Consider the following 25,040-nt stretch of genomic DNA (forward strand, 5'->3'; position numbering starts at 1 on the left):
GGACCAGGCAATCTTCCGCCGGCACTGATGAGACCCTTTAACACCCTCATCCTGATCAGGTTTTCTGTTTCTTCGCAAACTCGAAAAAAGACATATGTGGGCGCTCGCCGATGCGAATTCGCCCGGCTGTTTCCCTCACACTAGAAGATCCTGACGTTTCGGCAATTCCTCCAAGAGGACTATTCGTACATGACATGCATATCGGCCCAGAAGGACCGAAGAGCATCTGTCAGCTTGCAATAGGTCCGGTAGCGCCGGTCGTAGTGCGATTTCATCGTAGTTACCGGCAGGTATTCCTTCTGCGCCCTCGTCATGGCAGCAACAGCCGTCTCGTAGTCGGCGAAGAGCCCGACACCAACACCGCCTCCAATGGCCGCGCCCAGCGCACCCGTCTCACGAGCTTCCGCAACGGTGATCGGAACGCCCAGGCAATCGGCGAACATCTGCGGCCAGACCGGGCTGCGTGACCCGCCTCCGGAGAGCACTGCCCGGTCGAACGTGACACCGGTTCTCCCGAGCACCTCGATATGGCGGCGATGTTCAAAGAGAACCCCTTCGAACAAGGCCCGCAGCAAATGCCCTTCCGAATGCCAGCCGGCGAGACCATAGAACCCGGCGCGGAAGTCCGCCCCAAGCCGCGAGCCGTAAAGGAACGGATGAAAGAACGGGTCGTCTGCCGCGGGCGTGACTTCCGCGATCCTAGCGTTGCAATAGCCGAACGGATCGTCGTGATGTTTCCCGCGCTCCACCAGCTCCCGCACATACCATTCCAGGTTGGCAGCCGATGTTGCGCTCGATTCGATATTGACGAACCGGCCGGGGGCAAAACCCGAGGCCATGAACATCGCCTTGTCGACGATCGGGGCCTTCGAAAAGACTTGATTGATGCTCCAGGTGCCTGCAATGATCGAGGCTTCGCCGGGATGGACAACGCCCGACCCGAGCGCGCTGGCAATCACGTCAAAATAGCCGCCGACAACCGGCGTCCCTTCCTTCAGTCCGGTCGCAGCCGCGGCTTCTGCCGTGACATGCCCGGCAACATCCGCCGGTTCGACCAGATGCGGCAGCATCGGCACTGCCTCGCCGAGGCCATAAAGTTCCAGCAGCTCCCTGTCGTAGAGATTGTCCGGCAACCTCAGCAGACCGCACCCCGACATGTCGGAGATCTCGCTGACGCGTTCTCCGGTCAACTTGAAGGTGATGAAGTCCTTGCACAGGAGCACGGTTCCGGTCCGGGCATAAAGATCCGGCCGGTTGTCCTTGATCCAGGCAAGCAGCGTCGGGGTCTGGGACGGCCAGGGTTCCTGCAGACACAGGGCGTGCAGCCTGTCGCCATGTGCCTCACGCAGCTTGCCTGCATGATCCGCGGCGCGCGTATCCAGCGACTGGATGCCGAGCAGTGGCTCATGGTCCTTGTCCAGCAGGTAAAGGCCGTTGCCGTGCCCGGCGCAACCAACTGCCGCGATCTGCAAAGGCTCGACACCGGCTTTGTCAAGGCACTCGCGGATAACCGTTTGCGCATTGCGCCACAACTCTCCGAGATCGCGTTCAACATGTCCGGGAGCAGGTGAAAACGATTGACCGTCCAGTGCGCTCATCGCCACCTGGTGGCCCGCCAGATCGAACAGGACAGCCTTGATCACCGTGTTGCCGGCATCAAGCCCCAGCAGATAAGTCCTGTCGTCAGCCACGGTTATAGATGTCCCATGCTTCGTCACCGTCGGCACCGTTGTGGATCATTGCCATGAGTGCCGCAACCACCGCTTTCGGGTTGTCGTGCTGATAGATGTTGCGTCCATAGACCATGCCCTTGGCACCCTGGCGCATCAGTGCAGCGGATTTCCTGAGCACGGTCTTCAGGTCTTCCTTGCCGCCACCACGCACCAGCACCGGAACGCGCGCCGCTTCGACCACCCGGTGGAAATCTTCCGCGTTATCGGTCGGGTCCGCCTTGATGATGTCGGCTCCCATCTCGCTTGCCAGCCGAACCAGTGTCACGATCTTGTCTGCGTCGCCATCAACCTGATAGCCACCCCGGATGTCGTTCGGCAGCATCACCAGCGGCTCGATCATCAGCGGCATGCCGTATTTGTGGCAGGCGGCGCGCACCCTGGAGATATTCTCCACGCATTGGCGGAACAGCTCAGGCTCATCCGGCAACATGAACAGGTTCACGACGACACAAGCCGCATCCATTTCCAGAGCCCCGATGATCGGCTCGTCTGCATTCTGCAGCAGCGACCACATCACCCGGTGGCGTTGGTCATTGTAGGGGTTGCCCATGTCGATGCGCATCACCAGCGCCGGCTTGTCCTTCTCCGGACGCGACTGCAACAGATCCGCCTGGCCATAGGCCATCTGGATCGCATCAGGCCCGGCCTTGACCAGGGTGTCGACAACCCCGGCCATGTCTTCCAGGCCAACCATGAAGCTCGGTTCGTTGCACACGCCATGATCAACGGCAACATCCAGGCAGCCGCCGTGGGTGAACATCCGGTTCATCCGGGCTTTGGGGCTCAAACGCATATTCTGCTCCTGCTTGTGTCTTGGTTCCGGCGATCTTCAAACGAAACGCCGTGATAGGTGGAAAGGTCTTCGATCAGCCGGTCGCGCTGAAGCCCGCGCTCTGCGTCGGACCAGCCGAGTTCTTCACCGGCGACAGCCGCCAGCTTGTCGAGCAGCTCTTCACTCATCAGTCCTTGGATGGCGAGTGTCGTCCGCCGCAACACGATGTCGGCAAGGGTCACCACGCTTTCGCGGGAGGCGAGGAACGCGATCTCCGCCGCTGTGATTTCTGTCTGCGGCGAAAGTGCCTCGTCGTCCGGCCTGCCCTGACAAAAGGCCAGCAGTTCCGTCGCTGTGGTGCCATAGGTCGCCACCAGGTGGGTTGCGCGCGCGGGACCAATGCCATGGTTCGAGATCAGGTCGCGCTCCAGGATCACGGCAGCATCAGGAAAATCCTTTCCGCCGCCGATCAGGCGCGACAGGGTTCCGACCTGCCTGGTCCGGCCAAGTTCGCTGAGCACTTCGTCCGTTGCCTGTTCGGCAAAGGCACGAAACGTTGTCCACTTGCCGCCGATCATGCAGATCTGCGGAACGGGTCCTTCGATACGCTTGGTAAAATGGCCCCTGGAAATCCGGCCTGTAAAATCATGATCGCTCTTCGGCAACGGCCGAATGCCGCTGTAACTGAAAACGACATCATCCGCATTGAAGTCGATCTCCGGAAAGACCAGCCGGAGCGAGCCCAGAATGTAGGCTTCTTCTTCCGGCTCACAGCGCACACGTTCGGCCGTCTTGACGCGGATATCCGTTGACCCGGCCAGCACCTTGCCGAAGAACGGAAAGACAATGCAGACCCGGCCATCCGAATTCTCGAAATAGACCATATGGCCGCCAAGCGCCTTCTCCAGCGCCGGATTGTCGAGAATGAGATGCGATCCCTTTGTACCCGACACCAGGCGTTCGTGGCTGGAATTGCCGGCAAGCTCATCAATGGCATCATCCAGCCAGGCGCCAGTGGCATTGACGAGGATCTTCGCCGAGATCTCTTCCGTTCGGCCGCTCACCTGATCTCGCACAACAAAACCGCTCCCGGCCGGCTCAAGACAGGCATAGTTGAGGGCGACACAGTCCGGAGCCACTTCTTCCGCTTCCCTGACCAGTTCCAGACCAAGCCGCTCCGGGTGGCTGATCCAAGCATCGTGATAAGTGGCCGAACACCGGATGGCACCGGTCAGTCCAGGCCAGGTATCCCGGGTCGCCTTCGCTCCGCGGAAACGGTGTTTCGGCAACAGTCGGCGTTTGCGTGTCACCCAGTCATAAAGCGTCAGTCCGAGCTTGATCGGGACCGCTCCCCGGCTGGAGGGCTGACCTGAAAAGCCGAAGAAACTTGCCGCGCTGTTCAAGAGCCCGGAAAAGAGCGAGCCGATGGGAATGACGGTCGGCAGCGGATGGACCAGATGGGGCGCATTGACCAGCAGTGCGTCGCGTTCGCGCAGGGATTCGCGCACCAGGTCGAACTCGCCGTTTTCCAGATAGCGCAATCCCCCATGGATCATGCGCGACAAGGCAGAACTGCACCCCGAACAAAAGTCGTTCCGTTCCACCAGCAGCACCCTGACACCCTGCAGCGCCAGATCCCGGTAGACCCCGATCCCGTTGATACCGCCGCCGACGACAACGGCGTCGAACGCGCCGTCACGCGCGATACGGTCCCATTTTCCTTGCCGTTGTTCGGACATGCCTTCCCCGTTCACCGGACGGATGCCCGGTGCCCTTTCCAATCTCAATTTCGAAGTCTCTTAAGCGGCGAGTTCGGTCAGATGGGTCGCGGCGGCATCGCCGATGAGCCCGATTTCTTCACTGGTCAACCTGAGGCGCCCCGCCTTGGCATTCTCCCGCGCCTGCTCCGGATCACGGGCTCCGCACAAGGAAAAGGTGATACCCGGCTGCTGCAGCGTCCAGGCGATCACCACCTGGGCCTTGGTGGCTCCATGGGCCTCCGCTATCGGCGCGATGGCATCCATCAGCCTGGCAACCTTGCGACGGTTTTCGACCGAGAACCGCGGATTGTCCTTGCGCTGATCATCACCTTCGAAGGTTCTGTCAGGACCGATCTTGCCCGTCAGAAGGCCCAGCGCCAGCGACGAATAGCTCAGCACCGAAACCTTTTCCTTGAGGCAGAGCGGCACCAGGGTCTCCTCGATGTCGCGCTTGATCATCGAATATTCTTCCTGGATCGCATCCAGCTGCCCTGCAGCCACATAGGCCTTCACATCGTCGGCAGTCGTGTTGCTGGCACCGATGGAGCGGATCTTGCCCTGGGTCTTCAAGGTTTCCAGCGCCTCCATGGTTTCCGCAATCGGCGTGGTCGGATCCTGCCAATGGGTGATGTAGTGGTCGATGTAATCGGTCCCAAGCCGCTTCAGGCTCTGCTCCACCTCATGGACGATCGCATCCTTGCCGAGATACCGGTGCACCGGCTTGCCGTCGTAATCAAAGAAGTGATTGCCCTTCTGGGTGTGCCAGACGAGACCGCATTTGGTTGCCAGCACCACCTTTTCGCGGCGGCCTGCAATCGCCTTGCCGACAATCTCCTCCGACAGCCCCTGGCCATACGCCGGAGCAGTGTCGATCAGGCTGATGCCTTCATCAATGGAAGCCTGAATTGCGGAAATCGACTTGGCTTCATCCGTGCCGCCCCACATCCAGCCGCCAATGGCCCATGTGCCGAGCCCGATAGCCGACGCCTCGATGCCTGAACGTCCGATCTCGCGTGTCAGCATTTCATGCAACATTCTGTTTGCCTTCCATGGTTGCAAGGACCGCTCCCGCGGTGTCCTCGTCCAAGATGAGTGAATTCAGATAGTTTCCATTGAGGACGGCCCGGATCGGCCAGATCTTTTCATCGCCCGAGGTCACCCCGATGACGCGCTTGAAGCGCCGCAGCTCCTCTGGCGCCAGTGCGACCAGCCGCGAATTGAGGGCGTAGTCGGCAACCGTCCCGTCCTGGCGCATCAGGTAGGCCAGGAATTCGGCGCTGACACCGCTGCCAACCAGCATCTTGCGGTCCGATTCAGGCATCGGATGCAGGTCGTAGTAGCTCGACCCGGGCGTCGCGATGGATCCGATGCCGACCAGAGCGATCGTTGCCTGCCGTGCCAGGTCCAGGACCTCGCGAATGGAGCCGACTTCCATCAGCATGTCGCGCTGTTCCCGGCTTTCGGCAAAGAGCGGCGCATGAAGCTGCAGCGCCTTGCCGCCCAGCTTCTCGGCCATCAGGCTGGCCTGATGATTGACATCCGTGTGGTACTTGCCCTGCACTCCACCGGTAAGCGGCACCACGGTGACGTCGAACTTCCGGTCGGTCTCGATGTTCTGCACCACCGCCCCAACGGCCTTGCCACCCGTGATGGCGATGATGTCGCCATCGCGGATGGTCTCCACCAGATGGTTGGCAGCGGCAAGCCCGACCTGCTTCAGCGTCGTGTTCGGGCTGCCTTCGACGGACGATGTAACCAGCGCCTTTGAAAGCGGCGTCGATTGTTCCAGCAGGTTTTCCAGATCCGTCAACCGCTGGAACGGGTTTTCGATATCGATCTTGATCATGCCCATCTTGCGGCCCTGGGTGATCAGACGGTTCACCTTGGACGTCGACAGGTTGAGCAGTTCGGCGATTTCCGACTGTTTCTTGCCTTCCAGGAAATGCAGCACGAGAACCGTGTGCATCTGGCGCATCAGCTCGATATCGTTTTTCTTGTCCGCCATCTGGTTGCCTCTTCGCTGGAGCCGGGTCAGGCGCGTTTCTTGACGAGATAGTGGTCGATGGAGACCGCCGCCAGCAGGATCGAGCCGCGGATGATGTCCTGCCAATAGACCGAGACATCCAGAAGCGCGAGCGAGCTGGAGACCACCGACAGCAACACCGCCCCCAGGATCGCTCCGAAAATGGTACCCGAACCACCCTTGAGGCTCGCCCCGCCGATAACGGCCGCCGCAATCACGTTCAGTTCCATGCCGATGCCGAAGGTCGGCTGGGCAGAACCGAAGCGGGCCATGTAGATGATGCCGGCCACACCACACAGAGCCGAGCAAAGGGTGGTCGTGAAGAACACCACGCGCTTGGTGCGGATGCCGGAATAGGCTGCGGCCTTCTCGTTGCTGCCGGTATAGAACACCTTGCGGAACATCGTCGTGCGGCGCAGCAGGAAGTCGAAGCCGATCACCACCACAAGGAAGATCAGGATGACGACCGGGATCGGTCCGATGGACCCCTGACCGATGAACTTGAACTCGGGCGGCAGCGTGAACAGACCGAGTGGACGCCCGCCCGTACCCAGAAGGCACGCCCCCCGGGCGATCACCATGATTGCCAGCGACACAATGAAATGATGAAGGCCGACGCGGGTGACAAAGAACCCCATGAACGCCCCGATGGCCGTGCAGGCGGCAATCGAAATCGCCGATGCGACCCAGGGGTCGACCCCGTTCAGAAACAGCCAGCCGGCAATCACCATGGCCAGCGCTGTCACCGAGCCGACCGAAAGATCGATCCCGCCGGAAATCAGCAGGATGGTCATGCCGACCACCACGATGCCTTCCACCGCAAAGGCCATGACCATGGCGCGCATGTTCACCCAGGTCAGAAAGTAGGGCGAGGCGAAGGACATCACGATGAACAGCACTAGGATGATCGCGATCAGTCCCGTTTCACGCATGCGCAACAGTTTGCGGATCATCGATACGTCTGCCGGTTTGCCGTTCGGCGCGTCTGTCAGGGAGACGGCGTCTTCCATGGTTTCCCCCACGATTAGTTTATGGTTGCCTGGGCGCCCACGGACGCCAGGTGCATTATGTTTTCTTCGGTCATCTGATCGCCCGTGACTTCGCCGCTGATCTGTCCCTCCCGGACGACCAGCACACGGTCACAAACGCCGATCAGTTCCGGCAGCTCCGACGAGATCACCAGAATTCCGACCCCGCTGCCGGCGAGATTGCGCAGGATGCGATGGATCTCGGCCTTTGCGCCGACATCGACACCACGCGTCGGCTCATCCAGGAAGATCAGCTTCGGATTGACCGACAGCATTTTCGCGATCGCAACCTTCTGCTGGTTGCCTCCGGAAAGCGATGACACCGGGTCCGACAGCGAGCCACATTTGAGATTGAGACGCTTGCCAAGCGTGTCTGCCTGCGCTTCCTCCCGGCTTCCGGCAATCAGACCGAAAGAATTCGCGACCTGTTCCGGTTTCAGGGCGGAGACATTGGCGGCAATGGACATATCCAGAAAGATGCCGTCACCCTTGCGGTCTTCCGACAGATAGACGATGCCCTCGGAGATGCTGTCCCGATAGGTCTTCAGCGACAGCTTGCGACCATTGAGCGAAACCTCCCCGGTCACGTCGCCTTCAAGCCGGCAGATGCCCTTCACGATCTCGCTGCGCCCGGCACCGATCAGCCCGGCAATTCCGAGGATCTCGCCCTTGCGGAGCTGGAACGAGACATCCTTGAAACGCGTCCTTTCATTCAGGTTCTGAACGTCCAGAATGATATCGTCCGTCTTTTCGCTTTCGGACTGCTTGCGCGGGTAAAGCTCGTCGATCACACGACCGACCATGGCATTGACCACGTCATCGGGCTGGATCTCCGCAACATTGCGGGTAGTGATGTAGGTGCCGTCCCGGAAAACGGAGACCCGGTCGCAGTTGTCGAAGATCTCGACCATGCGATGGGAGATGTAGATGATCGAGATGCCCTTGTCGGCAAGACGGCGCATGATCTTGAAGAGGATCTGCGCTTCTTTCTCTGTCAGCGCCGCGGTCGGCTCATCCAGGATCAGCACCCGGCAATCGAGTGTCAGGGCTTTGGCGATCTCGACGAGCTGCTGGTGGGAAATCGACAGATCCCGCACGAGTGTCGTCGGATCGATGTCGCCAAGCTGGCCCAGTACTTCAGCGGCCTTCCTTTCAAGTGCACGATAGTTCATCAGGAATGAACTGCTGACGTTGGTCGTCGCCATGAAGATGTTTTCGGCAACCGTCACATCGGGACACAGGGCAATCTCCTGGTGAACGAAACCGATGCCGAGCTTCTGCGCCATCGCCGGAGATGAAATGACCACCGGTTCGCCATCGAAGCGGATTTCTCCGCTGTCCGGCTGCAGGATGCCGTCGATGATATTCATCAGCGTCGATTTGCCGGCGCCGTTTTCCCCGGCAAGCGCATGGATCTCGCCCTTGCGCAATTCGAAACTTACCCCCTTGAGCGCCTGAACCGGCCCGAAGGATTTCGAGAGGTTGGAGATCTTGAGGATCACATCGTCAGTCATGACAGGGCCGATTTGCTCGCAATTCCGGAGAAAGAACGGGCTGCCTGATCTGCTGCATCGATTGCAGGCAGCCCGCCGTATCACCCGGGGCTCCAAAGGAGCCCCGGTCTGTTCATCAGCTCGGGTCGCGGCCTTCCATGTAGGCGTTGAGGTCGAAGCTGTCGGCGTTTTCCTTGGTGATCACGGCAAAGCCGTTGTCGACGTAAGGGATCTGAACCGGGTTGTAGCCGGACACCTTGTAGTCGTTGAACGGATCGAACACGTCGGAGTGCGCGGCGAGGAACACGGCCATGAAGCCCATGAACCCCTGCATGCCCTGGTTCGGATTAAGCGCCATGTGGATGTTGCCCGCCTTGATGTGCTCAAGAGTGGTCGGCGTCACATCGGCATGCATGATCAGCACTTTCGCTTCCGCTTCCAGCACCGCTGCGACAGCTCCTTCCGCAGAGCCTGCTTCCGGGATCCAGAGAGCGGCAAGGTTCGGGTTGGCCTGAAGGATAGAGGCCGTTGCCCGGTAGGCGGCATTGCTGTCCTGGTTGGTCGCCTGGCGGCCGACCAGTTTCATGTTCGGGTAGTGCTCTCCCATGTAGTCGAGCAGCGCGGTCACGCGCAGATCGTGGTTCGACTGACCCGGGTTTTCAAGAACCGCATATTCCGCGCTGTCGCCAACCTGCTTGACGATTTCTTCGGCGGCAAACTTGGCTTCGGCAAGGTTGTCGGAGGTGATATAGGCGCTGCGCTTGGACTTCGGAGAATCCGCTGCGAAGGTCACGACCTGCGTGCCGTTGTCGACGGCCCGGTCGATCGGCTCGATAAACGGATCGGACTGCATCGGGTGCAGCAAGACGCCAGCCGGCTGCTTGACCATGTCCTGCTCGAAAGAAGCGATCTGCTTGGTGATGTCATAGTCCGGCGTGCCGGAGAAGATCGTCTCGCAGCCGAATGCGGACGCAGCCTGCTTGAAGCCCTGATAGACCGGCACCCAGTAGGGATGGCCGGAAACCATCACGTTCATGATGTAGGTTTCGCCCGGCTCGCATTTCAAACCGTCTGCCGCGGCCGGAGCTGCGGTCAGAACTGCAGCCGACAGCATGGTCGACGCGAGAATTCCCTTGAAGATAGAAGTGCCCATGGTTTCCTCCCTGGACCAACGGGTTGCCAACCGCGAACGGTCGAATGCCCGATGGGTGATCGATTTCAGATTGTCAGGACATCCAGTCTGCGTTCCTCTCAACGCAGGGAGCCTGACGCTGCTCCTCCCGGTCTTGCAGGTCAGCCTGTCAAAGAGACCAGCTCACTGCAAGAAATTTCAAACACTGGTTTTTATCCCAGCGAGACCATGGATAAGGGCAGCCCCCGAAAGCCGTCAAACTGTTTTGGTATTTATTTCTTTTTCTGAAATTTATTTCAACCAGCGCCTCAAATAAGACATTGCCGAGTGAAGACCCGAGAGAGAACACAAGCCATTGAGAAAAAACATCTTTTCGTGGCAGGCATTGCATCTGGTCACTCGAAAACGCTCACCATGAACGTGCCGGGAAACTGACGAAATCCCCCTGACGGGGCCGAAATCCGGCCCCCAGTCCCTCAGCTTTGTGATGCATATGAACACAAAAAAGGCCCGGAAGCGGATGCTTCCGGGCCGGTTGATCGTGATGGCAGAAGCCTTGATCAGGCCTTCGCCGGCTCCGCACCTTCCGGAACCGGGCTGGTCCCGTCGGCGCCGGCTTCCATGTGATGCTTGTCGTGCACCGGCTTCACCAGCGAGTTCGCGATCAACGCGATCACGAGCAAGCCTGCCATGGCATACATGGTAGTGTTGTAGAGGCTCGGTGTGGGATCCACTGTGCCGGCCGGAGCGATTTCCATCAGCCGGGCAACAGTCACCGTCTTTGCGGCCACCAGCTGGTCGAGCTGATCGACACCCGCACCGAATTTCTCGGCAAAGGCACTCGGGTCCACCTTGGCGGCAAGATCCGTGATCGCATTGTTCAGGGACATGTTCCGCAGCTGGGTGATCGCCAGCGGCCCCAGAACGCCTGCCGTACTCCACGCCGTCAGCAGACGCCCATGGATACCACCGACATATTTCGTGCCGAAGATATCGGCGAGATACGCCGGGATGGTCGCAAAGCCGCCGCCATACATCGTGAAGATGATCATGGTGGCTGCATAGAACATCACGAGCCAGGTGACGGCCGGATTGACGCTCACCTGCTCTGCTGCAAACGGAATCGACAGGTAAAGAATGATCCCGAGCACGAAGAAGCAGTGGTAGGTGTTCTTGCGGCCTATGAAGTCAGATGTGGAAGCCCAGAAGAACCGTCCAACCATGTTGAAGACCGAGATCATGAACACATAGGTTGCCGCAAAGGCCGAATTCACGATCAGCGGCAACGTGGTGCCGAAGATTTCCGTCATCATGGTCTTGGCAACGCCGATCACGCCGATACCCGCCGTCACGTTGAAGCAGAGCACGATCCACAGCAGATAGAACTGCGGTGTCTTGAGCGCCTGATCGATGTGAACGTTGTTGTGGGTGATCATCTTGCGGGACGCAGCATCGGCAGTTGGCGGTGTCCAGCCGGCCGGACGCCAGCCTTCGCGCGGAACCCGGTAGGAGAAGGCCGCGATGATCATCACGACCAGATAGACGATGCCGAGCGTGAAGAAGGTCCCTGCAGCCCCGGTGTTACCGGTACCCACCACATAGATCCCCTCCTGAAGCGCAACGGGCGCTGCTGCCACCTGCTTGGCGCCTGCGATAACCACTTCCACCATCTGGCCGTTGACTTCCGCAAGGCGCTTGCCGCCTTCGGTGATCAGGGCAACAGACCCTTCAGGGCCCAGGTACTCCGGCGCCTTGTAGAACAGACCGAGCAGATATTCCTTGATCGGCGTTGCGATCATCGCTCCACCGCCAAAGCCCATGATGGCCATGCCGGTGGCCATGCCGCGCCGATCCGGGAACCACCGGATCAAGGTGGAAACGGGTGATACGTACCCAAGTCCCAGACCGCAGCCGCCGATCACGCCGTAACCGAGGTAAAGCAGCCAGAGCTGGTGCGTCATGATACCGAAGCCGCCGATAATGAATCCGCCGCCCCAGCAGATGGCGGCAACGACACCGACCATGCGAGGGCCGACTTCCTCAAGCCACTTGCCACCAAAGGCGGCCGCAAGCCCGAGAAACACGATGGCAACGGAAAAGATCCAGACGACCGAAGACAGGCTCCAGTCTTCCGGCGCTGCGGCAACCACCCCGAACTGTTTGATCAGAGGCGGGTTGAAGATGCTCCAGGCGTAGACGGAGCCGATACAAAGATGGATGGCGATGGATGCTGGCGGAACCTTCCAGCGGTTAAAACCGTCCTCTGCGACGATATGTTCCTTTTTCAACCGATCAAACATGCACTTATTTTCCTCCCATGCACGGTTGTCGGGCATTCCTCCGGGAAGGTGCCGGTCCCTTTGCGGCCGGCCTGTCATGTCTCCCCCGGTCCGGCAAGACAAAGCCGGATGCCCCGCTCCCGGCAGACGCGCACCTGTCGAAGCCTCCCGCTTCAGGTCCGCAACGCAGGAACGGTTGCACCGTCCCGCGCCTTCCGGCAGCTCCTTGCTGATGGCAAGTTCGGGGCCAGTTTCTTTTCTGTTGAATTTCAGACAGTTAGATTTTCAGGAAGAACGATGAGTGGACATTTTGTCCACATTCAAAAGTTGTTTTCCGGCCGTTTGGGACAATCTGTCCAGAAGCCCTTGATCGCCCAAACGGCCTAGATGCCGGGCGCAACTCAGGGGCAGCCCACCTGCAACGTCAAGCGCTTTCAGGCAACCAGATTGTGAAAACGGTCCCGGTCCCTTCGATGCTTTCCACCTTGATATCGCCGCCCTGACGGCTGACCAGCGTCTGGGTAATCGAAAGCCCCAATCCGGTGCCCTGCCGGCTTTTCGTCGTGTAGAAGGGGTCGAATATTCGCGCGATAACATCCGCGCTCATGCCGACACCGGTGTCCGAAATCTCGATCGACACTCCGGCGACATCTTCCTTGTTCATATCCCAGGTTTTCATCGTCAGCGTGCCGCCGCCGGGCATGGCATGGATGGCATTGACGATGAGGTTGATCAGCACCTGCTGCAGTTCCGTCCGGTTCATCAGCACCAGACGGGACGCAGTGGCCTCGCGGACAACCTCGATATCGGTCTTGCGCAAGAGATGGCGGACCAGCGGAAGACAGTCAGAAATCACCTCGTCCGGTGCGTGCCGATCGGCGTAGCCTGCATATTCGTCGGGCTTGGCGAACTGCAGCAGCTTCATGACGATCTGGTTGATCCGGTCCACCTGCTCGTCGATCAGGCGGATTTCCGTACTGGCAATCTTTGCATGGTCGCCGAGCAGCATGCGCAGCACTTCCAGATTGCCCTGGATCACTGCAATCGGATTGTTGATCTCGTGGGCAACACCGGCGGTGATCTCGCCGATGGCGGCAAGCTTCTCCGACATGATCAGTTGCTTGGTGGTGTCTTCCAACTGCCTGTTCGCCATCTTGAGATCGCGCGTGCGTTCCTCGACGCGGGTGTTCAGCTCCTCGTTCCAGGACCTGAGCTGCCGGTCGCTTTCCTGAACCAGGTCGAGCAGATGATCGAGATGCTGGGCGACACGCGCAATCTCGTCACCGCTGCCTTCGGACCGCGTGCGGGCGCCAAGGTTTCCCTTTTCGACGCTGGCAATGGTGTCCGTCATCTTTTCCAGTGGCTTGAAAACGCCGCGAGCCCACCTCAGGAACAGCGGCACGCTGCCAGCGGTCACGACAAGAAAGCCCAACAGCAGCGCGACCAGTGTCGCCAGCTTGGCTTCCCGGAACGGCGTTTCCAGAAAGCCGACATAAAGCATGCCCACCCGCTCGCCGAAACTGTCGGTGATCGGTTCATAGGCCGAGATGTACCAGTCGTTGACGACGAAGGCGCTGTCCAGCCAGACCTGCCCCTCGCCCAGCACCTTCTGGCGAACGGCGGCGGACACCCTCGTCCCAAGCGCGCGCTTGTCTTCGAACAGACGGACATTGGTGCTGACGCGGACATCTTCCAGAAACAGCGTCGCGGTGCCCTGGCTGCCTTCGGGAAGGCTCGCCTCGCGGTAGACGAGATCGTTTATCGTGTCGATAAAGACGAGGTTCTGGTTGAGCAGAATGCCACCGACCAGAGCTGCCACGGGCGCTCCCGGCACGGTGACCGGGCTTGCGGAGTGAACCACCATGCCGCGTGTTTCCGCGGCCCTCTCGGTCGGCACCGCATTGGGTGTCGGGACGAGATCCAGCCGGGCCCGATCTGCTAGTGCCGGAGAAATCGCCGTCAGATCACCGGCTTCGAAGATATCCACGCTTGTGGCGGCAGATCCTGCAAAGGCCTGTTCGATGACCGGCCAGTCCTTGGAGACCGGCGGTACGGCACTTGGCGGAGAGGCCGCCTCAACTGTCCTGTCCCTGCGCACGACATACAGAAAATCGAGACCCAGCTCCTCACGCCGACGCTCCAGCAGCCCTGCCAGAAGTGCAGCATCACCACTGTCTGCAACGTCGCGAAAGGAGGCCGACTGGCCCAGCGCATCGATCTTTTCACCCGAATTTTCCAGGATCCTCGAAAAGTACTGATGGGCAATGGTCAGGTCGCCATTGACCTTGGTGATCAACAGGGAATCGAACTTCGCGTTCCAGCGCACCATCGCCCAGCCGAGAAAGAGTGGCAGAACCACAAGTGTCGGCAACAGGGCGATGGCCAGTAGCCTGACCCTGACGGACAGGCGGCTTCCCGATTTCCGGCGTCGTCTCTCCTCAGCCATTCCAGTCCATCAGCTTCCTGTCGATGGTCTTGCGCGAGATACCGAGCCGCCGCGCTGCTTCGGCACGGTTTCCACCGGCTTCCTCGAGCACCATCAGGATATGACGCTTTTCCATGTCCTGCAGCGTTTCCCCGCCGGGCAGCAACAGGCTCTGCGTACTGTGGAACTCCGCCGGAAAGCGGCCAAGGATCAAGGTTCGTTCGATCGTGTTGCGCAGTTCGCGAACATTGCCCGGCCATTCATAAGCCAGCAGTCCGGAGACGACTTCATCGGTAAACGGTACCGGCGGCATTCCAAGCTGCACGGACAGCTTCTGCATGAACAGCGAGGCAAGTTCACGGATGTCGTCGCCACGCTCGCGCAGCGGCGGCATTTCGAGCTGAAGCACGTTGACCCGGTAGTAGAGATCCGCCCGGAACCGGCCCTCCTCCACGGCCTGCTCCAGATTTGCGTTGGTCGCGAACACGAACCGCAGATCGACAGGCACTTCACGCTCGGACCCGACCGGCCGAATTTTCCGGTCTTCGATTGCCCGCAACAACTTGCTCTGCAGTGCCATGGGCAGTTCGCCGATCTCGTCCAGAAACAGCGTGCCGCCATGCGCATGCATGAACAGGCCGTCGCGGCTGGACCCGGCGCCGGTGAAAGCGCCTTTGAGATGCCCGAACAATTCAGCTTCGATCATGTCTCCGGGAATGGCGGCGCAATTGACCGGAACGAAGGGCTTGTCCGCCCGATCGGAAAGATCGTGAAGCGACCTGGCAGCAACTTCCTTTCCGGTCCCGGATTCCCCCGTGATCAGCACGGATGTCGGCAGTGGCGCGACGCGGGAGATCGTTTCGCGGATCTCGCCGATCTGGCGCGAATGTCCGATCAGCTTGTCACGCAGAAGAAGATGGTCGGATGTTGCCTGCAACTGGTGGCGCAACAGCTGGTTTTCCCGAAGCAGCGTGACCCGGTCGAGACACCTGGCAACCGCGTTCAGCAGTTGGTTGGACCGGAAGGGCTTCAGGATGAAATCCACGGCACCTGCCCGCAAGGCCTGGATCGCGGTTTCCAGATCCGCATAGGCCGTCATCAGGATCGCATCGGCGAAAAACCCGATCCGCCGCTGTTCGCCAAGCCATTCCACGCCGGATTTGCCTGGCATGATATTGTCGAGGATCACCACGTCATAATGGTGGGTATCAAGAAGCGCCGAGGCCTCGACCGTGTCGGCGGCCTGCTCGATGCGTTTGCAATAAGGCTCGAGCGTGCGGACCAGAAAATTGCGCATGCCAGGCTCGTCGTCGACGATCAGGATCGACGCCTGCGGCAGCCAGGGACCGAATTCCGGCTGTGAATCTGCCTCTTCAGGACGTTTGGAAACACCGCTCTTCATAGCCCCTCCCCGGCAGTTTCATCCGTTCTTTTGTCATGGTCCATCCTCCGGCCCGGAGCATTGCATATTCCAGTATGCAATGTCTTCCGGAGACACACGTGCAATTGCAACTATCTGAAATCGCGCGACCAATTGCCCGGACAGGAAGTAGCCTCAGCACCGGAGCTCTCAAGTATCCCGACGTCTTCTGCTTGTTCTCTCTGCGGATCAGGTGCTGAGGGTGTGCGAAAGCAAAAACCCCGCAGGATGTCCCTGCGGGGTTTGAATGTGCGTCGCAGAATCAGCTCACTCTATTGCGCAAGCCTTTCGAACCGCGCAGGCCCGTTCAGCACGAAGAGCTCGATTTCCAGGGTGCTTGCTTCCTTGCCATCACCTGAGAAAGTCACGGTCGAGCGCGAACCCGCCACGGCATTTTCGTTGGCAATGTCAAACACCATCATCGACCCGTCCCAGTCATGCAGCGGCAGCTTTATTGGCTGGGGACCGGCAAGCAGGACGAGCCCGCCGTCTTCCTCTCGCACCTCGACCGTGCCGAAGTAGGGATGGCCGTAACGGCCCGTGCAATAGCCAGCCGCAGGAGCAGGTGCGGCAGCGGCAGGCGCAGGTTCACCGGCGGTGAAACCGGCAGGCGTATAGAAGGAAGCGAACAGGCCTTCGTATCCGGAGAACCAGTCTCGGGTCACACGCCCGAACTGAACCATGTCGGAGAAGGATGCGCCGATGGATTCAACGGCACCGACAGGAGCCGCATTCGACAGGACCACGATCCCTATGTCGAGCGAGGGGATCATCAGGAAATAGGTCGACGCACCAAGGATGAAAGCACCTGAATGGCTGAGGATTACCCGGCCGGACGGGTCAGTGCCGACATTGAAACCATAGCCGTAGAACCCGGCGCGTTCGTCAGGCGTATGGGGACGGCTGGAAAAGCTCTGCGGACTGATTGCAGGCTGCAAGGCTTCGGGAGAAATAAGCTCCTCACCATCGGCCAGAACCATCTTCATCCATCTGGCCATGTCGTTGATGGAGGAACTCACCCCGCCGGCGGGCGACTGGGCATCCGGCTGCCGCTGGTACAGCGCCTCGAAACCGTCGCCGCTTCTGGCATGCGGCACCGCGCGGTTTTCCCGTGCCATGAAATCATCGAACCGCGCACTGGTCCTGGTCATGCCAAGCGGCTGAAACAGGGCCTCGTCAGAAAGGTCGGCCCATTCGGCCCCGGATGCTTCGGCAACCGCCTCGGCGCCGGCGGTCAGGCCGAAATTCGTGTAGGCGTAGCTCGTGCGGAAGGCGCGCAGGGGCTGCAGGCGCAAACGTTCGAGGATCGTCTGCCTGTCAAAGCCGATGTCTTCCAGATCGTCACCAGCATGGTCCGGCAGGCCGGAACGGTGGCTATAGAGATCCCCCACTGTCAAACGTTCGGTAATATCGGGATCGGCAAGGCTGAACCATGGCAGCAGGTCGCGCATCCTGCTGTCCCACGAAACAACGCCCCGCGTGACCTGCCGGGCAACGACTGTTGCCCCGATCGACTTGGACACGGAAGCCATCTGGAAAACGGTGTCGGCGTCAATCGGTTGATCGCCCTCGCCGCCCCGCGTTCCGAAGCCTTTCGCGTAGACAGTCTCTCCCTTGTGTACGACGGCAACCGCTAGGCCCGGCACCTTGCTGCGCGCCTTGATGTCTTCAACGATCCCGTCAAGCCCGGCGATCGCCTTGTCGATCTGGCCAGGCGGAACATCGGTTCCCGCCGTTCTGGAAGGCGGCAGGTCCTCGGCAAGGGCTGGTGCTGCCAGAACCGCGAGAGACGCGGACGCCAGGAACCGGCGCCGTGTGAGCTGGAAGAACGACATGTGTAACCTCTCAATCAGTCTTGCTGTTCGCGCCTGCAGGTCATTGCAGATGGGTTTCGGCCGGTCCGGCCGGGGCGATACTTTCCTGTGTCGTCAAAGCGCCAGCCCCAGCCTGAAGAAAACCCGGGTCCCCGGATCCTCGGCGTTTTCCGGCCGATGCCAGGGTGTGGCGGTGAGAACCTGAAAATTCACCCGGTCGGCAACCATGCCACTGACACCGACACCGGCTGAACCGAGTTCGTCGCGGGCAAAGTCGGCGGCTTCATCCACGTTCCAGACGACGCCATAATCGGCAAAGGCCGTCAGGGTGAGACCGGGAAGCGCAGACCATCCGGTTTCGATGTCGTGACTGACTTCAAACGCCGACGCAAAGCCACTGTCACCGGAGAGGCTGCCGCCATCGAACGCCCAGCCGTAGGGGTCGCCGCCGAGAGCGAACCGGACCGCTCCGGGCAGTGGTGTCGGCGAATACTGGCTGGCCGTGCGCAGCTGAAGCCGAGCGATGGACGCCAGATCATATGAGACGCCGAAGTTGAACCGGCCAAAGCGATAGTCGTCCGGGTCAATTTCCATTTCACCTTTGTGGTTAAGGCTCTGACCCAGTTCGGCTCCAGCGGAAAATGAGGCAGGGCCTGCATCAAGGTCGTACCGGAGGGACACCGTCGCCCAACGCGCCTGTTCACGGGCAGCCCGCGCGCCCATCACGTCGATCCGGTCGTTCCGAAGATTGATTTCCACCTTGCCGTAAAGGCTCTGGTCGATGGTGCGAATGAGCGGATACTGGAGATGAGCCGAACCGATAACGGTTTCGATGTGGATGTCCTGCTCTTTCAGGTCTGCGCCGGGCTTCTGTGTCACATAGGTCAGGTCGTAGCCAGCGGAGAGCCCGTTGAACCCGATTGGAACCGACTGCGAAGCCTGCAGCAGCACCATTTCCTCGGGCGCGTCCGGAACGGTCACCCCTACCAGGCTTGTCGTTTCGAACAACCCGAAGATGTCGTTGACCGTGGCATTTCCGGAAAGTTCCAGCGGACCGACCGTATCTGTTCCAAGGTTGTCGAGACCGACGCCGGCGCTGTATCGGCTGAAATCAACCGCGAGCTTCAGCGTACCGCCACCTGTGGGCGTTTCCGGGCGCACAATTGTTCCCTCTATCTGCAGACCGGCGAGATCGCTCATCAGCAGCAGGACGCGTTCCGCTTCCTTGATCCGAATGGGCCGCATGGAGGTCAGGCGGTTGATATAGGGCGCCAGGCGCTCCCTGATGCGCGGGATGGAACTGGTGATCTCGACGGTTTCAACATAGCCTTCGTAGACCCGGAGCGAGACCGCACCGGACGCAAAGTCCTGCACCGGAACGACGGTCATCGAAAAATAGCCCGCTCTCAGATAGGCGGCATCAACCGCCTCGGCGATCCGGTAGAGATCCGCAAGAGACATGTCCTTGCCGATCTTGCCCTGCCAGATGGCCGACAGATCGGCGTCCGAAACCGAATGAGCGCCGGCAATCGATACCGAGCGGAGGGTGAAGCGTACCCTCTCGGCATCTTGTTCTGAAACACGCTTGCGCTGATCCTGCACCGTGATGTCGACCGTGCCCGGTCTTGTAGGCGGCGTGAACCGTTCGATAATGACGGTTTGCCCGGCGACGGCCTGATCCAGCGTTTGAGCCGGTGCAGAATGAGAAAACACCGCGGCCACGAAAGAGACGGCCAGAACCGAAGCAGCCCGAAGCCGAAAGGCAGATTTGGGATTAGCAGCGGCAGCACCGCGCAGGGTTTTTGTTGCCGGGGGAGGCAGCACCTGTCTTGTCACGGACGGCTCCGTTCTTATTCAGCGGTGTTCTGGGGAGCCGTTTCGCCGAGTAACGGAGCGACGGCGTTAAAAATGCGCATGGCAGGCAGCGAGCAGGGCAGACCCGAGGCTTCGTCGACGTCCTGCGTCTCCTTTGCCTCCTCGCAATCGCCGGAAGGCATGTCGCTGTTCGCCTGGACAACAAGGGTCGTGTCGGTCCGCGGGCTATGGAAAACGACCGTGGTGTATCCGGGCACTTCTCCCGTGTGGCCGACCCACTCTCCGTTGCACCGAAGCGCCAGGCCGTACCCATCAGGTGAACGGAAAGATCGCAGCCGCGCTTGCTGCATCTCGGTGCCGAGAAGCCCTTGGCCGGACCCAAGGGCTCGGCCATAGACGAGCAGATCGTCGAGGTTGGAAATCAGCTCCCCCGCTGTCCAGAGCGAAGCCGGGTTCCAGTGTGTGGCGACAAGAGGTGCTTCCGGCGTTGCATCGACGCCCTGAAGGGTAACGCCCTGCGCGTAGGGCTCCGGTAGTTCGGTCCTGCTTCCCGGCCAGACTGTTTTCTCAAGTCCGAGAGGCTCCTGGATCATCTTCCGCAATGACGTCTCGAAGGGCTGCCCGGTGGTCTTTTCAATGACCATGCCAAGGAGGATCGTGTTCGTGTTGGAATAATCGTATTGCGTTCCCGGTTCGAAGAGCGGGGAATTTTCGACGGCAAAGGTCAACAGGTCTTCGGGCGAAAACGCGACACCGGGTTGATCGAGAAACAACTCCACAAACCGTTCGGAAGCGGTGTAGCTCGCCACACCGCTGGTCATGTCCGCAAGCTGGCGCAGCGTGATCCTGTCTCCGTTGGGAATTCCCTCGACATAGGCGTCGATCGTGTCATCGAGAGAAAGCCGTCCGGCTTCTGCAAGCTGCAACAGCATTGTTCCGGTAAAGGTCTTGGTCACGGACCCGATGCGCGTGTGCATGCCCGGCTCCATCGGAGCTCCGGTTGCCGGGTCGGCAACGCCGTACCCTTTTTTCCATGTGCCGTCTGGTGTTTGGACACCAACAATGACGCCCGGCGTTTCGGCAAGTGGAAGCGCGGCCAGCACCGCATCATCCAGCTTTTGCGAGAGTGCTGCGGAGAGCGGCGTGCCGGGCCTGGCGTCCCTTGCAGCGGAGGTCATACCCCGGTCAAAATCCTCAACACATGTTACGGTCGCTGCGACGGGGTTAACGCTGCATACCGACACCAGCAGGACCGCAAGCAATTGCACGGCCCGTGCTGTCACCGGGCCTGTTGTGACCGATCTTGTCAAACTGGGCTGTCCTCTTTTCCGGTTGCAGACGGGAGATCGCGCTTGCGGCGGGGCATGCCGCAGGGGCGCGTCTCCATGAGGACTGGTGGTAGGGAAATCAGGATGGCAAACAAAGTCGGCAACGGTGCAAAAATGGTATAAGTAGTTCGTCAATCAGTGTAATTCTTCATCGGGGCACGGTCCTCGTGCCTCACCGGAACATCGGAATCTGCGTCCCAGTGCAAAAAGTCGAACTTGATGTTTCTCGCGGTGAACTGCTGCGTGACGGGGAAGTCGTTCGTTTGCGCCCCAAGACTCTCGCCGTGCTGGTCGAGCTGCACGTCCGCGAGGGAGAGGTCGTCAGCCAGCAAGAGCTGAGGCACCTGATCTGGGGACAGCAGCATGGACGCGAGACCGGTCCAAAGCAGTGTATCCGCGAGCTTAGACGCTTGCTTGGGGACAGCGCCGAAACACCCGGGTTCATCGAAACGGTCGGCAGGCAGGGCTACCGCCTTGTCGGCGAGATCACGGTTCTGAACTCCGGCACGGACACCACCGGAACGGCCCCTCTTTGCGTGGGCCGAACCGCGGAACTGCAGTCCCTTGCGGACTGCGCAGCGGCAGTGCGCGCTGGCAAGCGCATTGTGAGCCTTGTCGCCGGGGAAGCCGGATCGGGCAAATCAAGGCTGGTGGAGACATTCGCCGCCACGCTGCCACGCACGGCAGACTTCTGGTCTGCCCGGGGGCAGTGCATTCCCCATCCAGGTGCCCGGGAACCCTATGGCCCACTGATCGAGATCGTGACACAGCTTGCCGAAGGTGCGTCACGAAAACGGGTCTTGCGGCTTCTTGAGGATGTCGCACCGTCGTGGCGGGACCTGCTGCCTCAGCTTCGTTCTGGCCGGGAGCCCGCTCCCCTGCCCACAAGATTGACGGACACACACCCGGACTCAATGTTGCGGGAGCTGACCGCACTCATGGAGCGTCTCTCTCAGCAGCAGCCCGGTGTCATCATTCTGGAAGACCTGCACTGGGCCGATCAGAGCACGCTCGCATGGCTTCTTTCCTGGGCTCAGCGCCGCGCTCCTGCCAGAACCCTTGTGGTTGGAACCTACAGGTTTGATGAACTGGACAAGTCCGGAGATCTTCAAACGACATTGCATTACCTTCAACGTGTTCAGGACTTTAGCCCGATCACGCTGGACGGCCTCGACGAAACAGCCGTAGCGGACCTTCTCAAGCGACGCTTTCCGGACCACAGACTGCCTGCCTCCCTTGCGGGCCAGTTGAGGCGAAGAACGGAAGGGCATGCCATCCTGGTCGATGTGATCATCGACCAGTGGCATCGGGACGGGGTCCTGGAGAGTTCCGAAAATCGGCAAGCACCCGAGCAGGACATCACTGAAATCGTTTCGGCAATCTCACGCGGAGCCGGAAAATTCATCGCGGGCGAAATCGGCCGGCTGGACCCATATGAGCGGCAGTTACTCGACATTGCCAGCGTTGCCGGAATTCGATTTTCCGCAGCCATGTTGAGCGATGAACGGTTCGAGGTGGAAAAAGGCGAAGCGGTTCTCGACCGCCTTGCAAGCGTCAGGCGCTTTATTCAACGGGCCGGTGTCATGGCCTGGCCGGACGGGACGCAGGCAACACGCTACGTCTTCCGGCACGCGCTTTATCAGGAGGCCCTTTACGACGCTATTCCGGCCGCAAATCGGCAAGGACTTCACGAACGCATCGGCAGCCGGCTTGAAACCGCGTTCAAATCCCGCACTGGCGAAATCGCGTCCACACTAGCCGATCATTTCGAGCGTGCCGCCGATTGGAAACGTGCTGCCGTCCATCGAGGGCTTGCGGGCCTGACCGCGCTGGAACGCGGCGCAATCACCGATGCAGCCGCCCAGTTCCGGCAGGCGCTTGTCTCCTTTGCCGCCTGCGAGCCTGACCCCGAAACGCACACGGCGGAATGCCGCACGCTACTGGGCTTGGGAGCAGCACTTATCGTCGGGGATCACTTCACCACAGACGAACTTCGGGACGTTTACGAACGCGCCGCGACACTTGCAGGCCGAACCAATGACCCGACGACAATTGTGCCCGCACTTGCGGGGCTCTGGAACCACCACCTGACCAAGGCAGACCTTGCAGCCGCCGACGAACTTGCCAAGGGTCTCGATGACCTGGCAGAGGATGCACCAGCGCTTTATGCAATGGTGGCCCACAATGCTGTCGGGCAAACACGGTTCTTCCGTGGTGATCTTGCCGCCTGTCTGCCTCATATCAACTCTGTTTGCAGCGCCTACGACACGAACCACGGCGCAGAGGCATCGGTTCTGTTCGGCGAGGACCCCGGCATCGTCTGCCGCCAGTATGCCGCTTGCGTTCATCAGTTGCTCGGCCAAAGCGAACATGCCGAACGCCTTTATGCCGAAGGCATGACGTTGACGGACACATTGGAGCAGCCTTTCGGTCGAGCGCAGATGCTTTGGGCAGGAGCTCTGATCGCTCGTGAACGTGAAGACCCGGTGCGTGTGCTGGAACGGGCGACAGCCCTGATCGAAACCTGCGAAGCAGCCGCAATTCCATTCTGGCGCCCCTATGGCGACCTGCTGGCCGGGTGGGCGCAGGTCGTGCTTGGGAACGCTTCCGGCCTTCAGCAAATTCACGAAGGTCTGAACGCACAGGCGGCAATGAACGTGACGCTGACCCGTCCTTACGGATTGGCACTCTACGCAGAAGCGACCAGCCGCTGCGGTAACCCGGTCGAAGGGCTGAAGGCACTTGCGTCGGCGTTCAAGATCATCAGACGTACCGGCGAACGCTGGCACGAAGCGGAGCTCCATCGCCTTTGGGCCTTGCTCTCGGTTCAGACCGGACGAACCCGAAACGCTTCATCTGCACTTCGCCGTGCAATCAGGTTTGCACGAACCCAAAACGCCGTGACTTACGAAAAACGTGCGCAAGACCTTCTGGACCGGATTTCAGGTCAACTGACCTGAGAAGCACCCCGCCAACCCGCGTCCGGATAGGACTTCAGCCCGCGTCTCCAGCCGTTCAACAGGCTTCTAGGTCACCCCGTTCCGACTTGGAGACACAGTGGCAACATCGGATCCGGAAACGAGGCCTTTAGCCATGCCAATAAATTCCCGAATGCCCTTCATTTCAATGGACCCGTGTGCCCTCATGCAATACCACTCTACTAGGACATTCGGTCGAATTAGATATTAAACACATACGATTATAGAGACTTACGAGGATGACTGCAGGAACACAAAGCATCGACCGCGCAGCGATGCTGCTCGATCTTGTCGCGGGTGGGCATCCCGACGGTGTTCCCTTCGCGGACATACTCGCAAAGTCCGGCCTGACCCGGCCGACTGCCCGACGAGTGCTGCAAGCGCTTATCGAACATGGCTTCGTCGACCAGGATGCGGAAAACCGCCGCTTTTTCCTCGGCTCCAGAATTTACGAACTGGGTCTGCTGGTCTTCCCAGCCTATGACCTGCAAGATGTTTGCAAGCCGGAACTCGAACGTCTGGTCGAGGTAACGGGCGACACCGTTTTCCTCAATCGTGTCGTCGGTGACAAGATGACCTGCATTGCCCGGGAAAGCGGCGCGTTTCCCGTGAAGGCGTTTGTTCTGGACGTCGGGGTTCATCGCCCGATCGGGCTGGGCGCCGGTGGCATGGCTGTCCTTGCCGCCCTTCCGCCTGCAAAAGCCGAAGCGATCCTGGAAAGAAACACCGGCGACCTCAAGGAGTTCTCCGGTGGCGTCACGAAAATCCGTGAAATGGTCGAACTGGCAAGAGAGACCGGCTACATCGACAGGGTGTCGGACGTTGGCGTCAGGACCGTCGCCATGGCAATCCGCGACAGTGCCGGCACACCCTTTGCGTCAATCAGCGTTTCCAGCATCATGGCGCGCATGACCGGCGAGCACCTGCAATCGGTACTCGCCATCATGGGGGAGGAAGTCGCGAAGATCAGCGCCAAGCTGTCGAAGATGCGGCCGATAGGAAGAGCCTGATCCGGCCGCGCCTTCCGCTTGACCGAGGCT

The 25,040-nt window shown here is 60.1% G+C and carries 16 protein-coding genes; 2 read left to right on the forward strand and 14 right to left on the reverse strand.

What is annotated here, in order from left to right; translation table 11 throughout:
• Positions 1 to 179 precede the first annotated feature (179 nt).
• The 14 genes from ACVDG9_RS22535 to ACVDG9_RS22600 all read right to left on the reverse strand — a co-directional run bounded on the left by ACVDG9_RS22535 (position 180) and on the right by ACVDG9_RS22600 (position 20,872).
• Positions 180 to 1,691, reverse strand: a complete 1,512-nt coding sequence (locus ACVDG9_RS22535; protein WP_447239013.1) for an FGGY-family carbohydrate kinase — start codon at positions 1,689 to 1,691, stop codon at positions 180 to 182.
• On the reverse strand, positions 1,684 to 2,526 hold the full coding sequence (locus ACVDG9_RS22540; RefSeq protein ID WP_031270580.1) for a class I fructose-bisphosphate aldolase: 843 nt from the start codon (positions 2,524 to 2,526) through the stop codon (positions 1,684 to 1,686). The genes ACVDG9_RS22535 and ACVDG9_RS22540 overlap by 8 nt, the downstream gene beginning before the upstream one ends.
• Entirely contained in the window at positions 2,517 to 4,244 is a 1,728-nt protein-coding gene (locus ACVDG9_RS22545) for a glycerol-3-phosphate dehydrogenase/oxidase (RefSeq protein ID WP_447239051.1), read from the reverse strand. Before ACVDG9_RS22545 ends, ACVDG9_RS22540 begins: the two co-directional genes overlap by 10 nt.
• 60 nt (positions 4,245 to 4,304) lie before the next feature.
• The gene (locus tag ACVDG9_RS22550) at positions 4,305 to 5,300 is read right to left on the reverse strand and encodes an aldo/keto reductase (protein WP_055661136.1); all 996 of its coding nucleotides are present in this window, start codon (positions 5,298 to 5,300) and stop codon (positions 4,305 to 4,307) included.
• A complete protein-coding gene (locus ACVDG9_RS22555) occupies positions 5,290 to 6,270 on the reverse strand; it encodes a sugar-binding transcriptional regulator (RefSeq protein WP_055661135.1) in 981 nt (326 codons plus the stop codon). Before ACVDG9_RS22555 ends, ACVDG9_RS22550 begins: the two co-directional genes overlap by 11 nt.
• 26 nt (positions 6,271 to 6,296) lie before the next feature.
• Entirely contained in the window at positions 6,297 to 7,241 is a 945-nt protein-coding gene (locus ACVDG9_RS22560; RefSeq protein ID WP_051990117.1) for an ABC transporter permease, read from the reverse strand.
• Between the two features lie 71 nt (positions 7,242 to 7,312).
• Positions 7,313 to 8,830, reverse strand: coding sequence for a sugar ABC transporter ATP-binding protein (locus ACVDG9_RS22565; protein WP_447239014.1), 1,518 nt, complete (start codon positions 8,828 to 8,830; stop codon positions 7,313 to 7,315).
• Positions 8,831 to 8,945: 115 nt separating this feature from the next.
• On the reverse strand, positions 8,946 to 9,962 hold the full coding sequence (locus ACVDG9_RS22570; RefSeq protein ID WP_023003716.1) for a substrate-binding domain-containing protein: 1,017 nt from the start codon (positions 9,960 to 9,962) through the stop codon (positions 8,946 to 8,948).
• A gap of 539 nt (positions 9,963 to 10,501) precedes the next feature.
• Entirely contained in the window at positions 10,502 to 12,241 is a 1,740-nt protein-coding gene (locus ACVDG9_RS22575) for an OFA family MFS transporter (protein WP_055661252.1), read from the reverse strand.
• Positions 12,242 to 12,644: 403 nt separating this feature from the next.
• Positions 12,645 to 14,666: a sensor histidine kinase gene (locus ACVDG9_RS22580; RefSeq protein ID WP_447239015.1), complete on the reverse strand. Its 2,022-nt coding sequence runs from the start codon at positions 14,664 to 14,666 to the stop codon at positions 12,645 to 12,647.
• Positions 14,659 to 16,047 carry a sigma-54-dependent transcriptional regulator gene (locus ACVDG9_RS22585; RefSeq protein WP_023003722.1) on the reverse strand — a complete coding sequence of 463 codons (1,389 nt, stop codon included), beginning with the start codon at positions 16,045 to 16,047 and terminating at the stop codon, positions 14,659 to 14,661. Before ACVDG9_RS22585 ends, ACVDG9_RS22580 begins: the two co-directional genes overlap by 8 nt.
• 290 nt (positions 16,048 to 16,337) lie before the next feature.
• Entirely contained in the window at positions 16,338 to 17,900 is a 1,563-nt protein-coding gene (locus ACVDG9_RS22590) for a serine hydrolase domain-containing protein (protein ID WP_447239016.1), read from the reverse strand.
• Between the two features lie 93 nt (positions 17,901 to 17,993).
• Positions 17,994 to 19,715 (reverse strand): ShlB/FhaC/HecB family hemolysin secretion/activation protein, encoded by a 1,722-nt coding sequence (locus ACVDG9_RS22595; protein ID WP_447239017.1) that lies wholly within the window; start codon positions 19,713 to 19,715, stop codon positions 17,994 to 17,996.
• A 14-nt stretch (positions 19,716 to 19,729) separates the two neighbouring features.
• Positions 19,730 to 20,872 (reverse strand): serine hydrolase domain-containing protein, encoded by a 1,143-nt coding sequence (locus ACVDG9_RS22600; protein ID WP_447239018.1) that lies wholly within the window; start codon positions 20,870 to 20,872, stop codon positions 19,730 to 19,732.
• Between the two features lie 350 nt (positions 20,873 to 21,222).
• Here ACVDG9_RS22600 and ACVDG9_RS22605 point away from each other — a divergent pair, with 350 nt between their 5' ends.
• Complete coding sequence (locus ACVDG9_RS22605) at positions 21,223 to 23,982, forward strand: AAA family ATPase (RefSeq protein WP_447239019.1); 2,760 nt, start codon at positions 21,223 to 21,225, stop codon at positions 23,980 to 23,982.
• 257 nt (positions 23,983 to 24,239) lie between these two features.
• Positions 24,240 to 25,010 (forward strand): IclR family transcriptional regulator, encoded by a 771-nt coding sequence (locus ACVDG9_RS22610; protein WP_447239020.1) that lies wholly within the window; start codon positions 24,240 to 24,242, stop codon positions 25,008 to 25,010.
• The last annotated feature ends 30 nt before the right edge of the window (positions 25,011 to 25,040 follow it).

The sequence above is a fragment of the Roseibium sp. RP-7 genome (assembly GCF_053005225.1).